A 2,449-nucleotide genomic window follows, 5' to 3' on the forward strand; every position below is an offset into this window, starting at 1 on the left:
CATCTCATCGACACCGGTCAGGCGGCGCTGACGCTTCTTGACGATGACCGGTGAGAAGGTCCCTTCCCGGTCCCGCGGCACGTCCACCTCCACCGGGCCCGTGGTCTCCGTCAGCACCGTTTTTGGGCGCACGCCGTTGCGGGAATTCGCGGTCTGCTTCCCTGCCGTATCGTGCTTTTCATATCCGAGATGCTCGGTCATTTCCTCATCGAGCGCGGTCTCGATCACGGTCTTGGTCAGCTGCTTGAGCAGACCGTCCGGCCCGGTCAGGGACAGGCCCTGTTCCTTCGCCATTCTGACCAGCTCGCGCGCAGCGTCGCCCTCGGATACTTCTGTCTTCTTTTCAGCGGTTTTCGTACTCGGCACAGCCTCAAGTGTTGCGGCCATATCGGGCTCCTCCCCGCCAGGCTTACCGCCCGGCGTGTCGAGCCGGATACACCGTTATTTCCACAGTCCCGACTCATGAGGCTGGAGACGCGGCGGTTTGAGTCGTGGTGGAGCCAATTGGGCCGTTGTCCTTCCTTAGGTGGACCGGTGAGGCTGCTGTAGCCCAGGGGACGAACGAGGTGTCACTGGAGAACGGGCTCACGACGTCAGATCAAAACCGAGCCGACGTGATGCGTATCAGCAAGAGGCCGATACTGTTGGCCGATCGCAGCAAAATCGGCACGGTGTCGCTGAGGCGGTACGGATCCGTCAACGTTCTCATCACGAGTGCCAGGCAAAACCCGGCGATGTGGGAGGCTGGTGTAGTCGTTGAGCTCGCAGGAAAGACAGATGTCCGCGGAGGGGGATGAGAGTTCATGCGTAGCCCCATCACGAAACAGTGTGAGTATTCGAAGGCTTGGAGGCCATCCGATATTGCCGTTCGGGGCCAGTGATATTGCCGGTGGGGGCCAGCAGTGGCGTCGGTGGGGGCCACTGGTCCCCACCGACGGTCCTGCTACTGATTCTGCATGGCGTGTTCGCGCATGTTGTGCGTGCCGGTATCGACCCAGATGGTGTTGTGCACGATTCGGTCCATGATCGCGTCGGCGTGCACCCCGGAGCCAAGCCGTTGATGCCAGTCCTTCTTGGCGTACTGGGTGCAGAACACTGTCGAGGAACTGTCGTACCGGCGCTCAAGCAGCTCCAGGAGCATGCTTCGCATCCCTTCGTCCGGGTGGTCAAGCAGCCACTCGTCGATCACCAGCAGGGTGAACGCGGCGTACTTCTTTAGGAACTTCGTAGCTCCCAGCGGCTTGTCCCTGGCCAGGGCCCAGGCTTCCTCGAGATCGGGCATCCGGATGTAGTGGGCCCGGATCCGGTGTTGGCAGGCCTGCTTCGCCAGCGCGCACCCGAGGTAGGACTTCCCCGAGCCGGTGAAGCCCTGGAACACCACGTTCTGCTGCCGCTCGATGAACGAACACGTGCCGAGCTGCGCGATGACGTTGCGGTCCAGGCCGCGTTCGTCCACCCTGTCGAGCCGGCGCAGGTCGGCTGCCGGGTAGCGCAGTCCGGCCCGCCGGACCAGGCCCTCGACCTTGGCGTGGTTGAAGGTGGAGTGGGCCTCGTCGACGACCAGACGCAGCCGGTCCTCGAAACTCATCCCGAGGATCAGGTTCTCGTCCTGCGCCTCCAGCGCCGCCAGCAAAGGGGCGGCTCCCATCTCGCGGAGCTTGCGCTTGGTCTCGGTATCGATCCCGCTCACTTGGCGCCTCCCGCGTAGTAGTCGGCGCCGCGAACGTACCCGCCGAGCTCCGCTGGCTCATCCCGTGGGGGCCTCAGCCTCGGGGCCTGGTCCTGGCCGGTGGCCAGGAGCGGTTGCAGATGCGCATAGCGCGGGGATCTGATCCTGCCACCCAGGGCGATCCGGCAGGCGGCCTCCACCCGCTCCGCGGAATACCGCCGTGCCAGACGCAGCACGGCCAGGGCGGCGTCCAGGCCCTGCTCTTCCACGGGAACGGATTCGAAGATCCGGTTCACCACCACCACGGCGGATGGGCCGATCCGTCCCGCCCATTCCCGGGCCCTCGGCGCGTCCCAGGGCTGATACCGCCCGCCGGCGGGCAGGTCGGCGTCATTGGTGCGGTACTCGTTGGCCGAGCCTGCCGGCAGCAGCAAGTGGCTGCTCAGCCGCTCGACGCCCCGGTAGACCTCGAGCATCCGGTCGGTGATGCGCAGGTCGATCGTGGTGCCGATATGGGCGAAGGGCACCGAGTAGTGGTTCTTCTCCCAGGCGACGTGTCCGTTGCGGGCCACCCTGCGCCCATAGACCCACCGGCTGATCTCGTAGGCCACCTGCGGCAGCGGCGTCAGCAGGGGCCGCTCCTCGGCGGTGAACACGCTGGTCCTGGACCCGGGCCGCTTCTGGAACGGCTCCGCGTTATAGGTCGCCACCCGCTCGGTAACCGCGGCCTTCAGCTGCGGCAACGAGTCGAACCGCTGCTCCCGCAGGTCAGCGATGACG

The 2,449-nt window shown here is 65.4% G+C and carries 3 protein-coding genes; all 3 read right to left on the minus strand.

The window, feature by feature from the left end; genetic code table 11:
- Positions 1-387: transposase (locus ACQ3I4_RS16660; RefSeq protein ID WP_430633347.1), on the minus strand; the 387-nt coding region annotated here is incomplete at its 3' end.
- A 556-nt stretch (positions 388-943) separates the two neighbouring features.
- Positions 944-1,690, minus strand: a complete 747-nt coding sequence (locus tag ACQ3I4_RS16665) for an ATP-binding protein (protein WP_329863576.1) — start codon at positions 1,688-1,690, stop codon at positions 944-946.
- Positions 1,687-2,449 (minus strand): Mu transposase domain-containing protein (locus ACQ3I4_RS16670; protein ID WP_430633940.1); only part of this gene is annotated, 763 nt, incomplete at its 5' end. The genes ACQ3I4_RS16670 and ACQ3I4_RS16665, both read right to left, overlap by 4 nt.

The organism is Zafaria sp. Z1313 (assembly GCF_050563205.1).
Taxonomy (GTDB): domain Bacteria; phylum Actinomycetota; class Actinomycetes; order Actinomycetales; family Micrococcaceae; genus JAZDCJ01.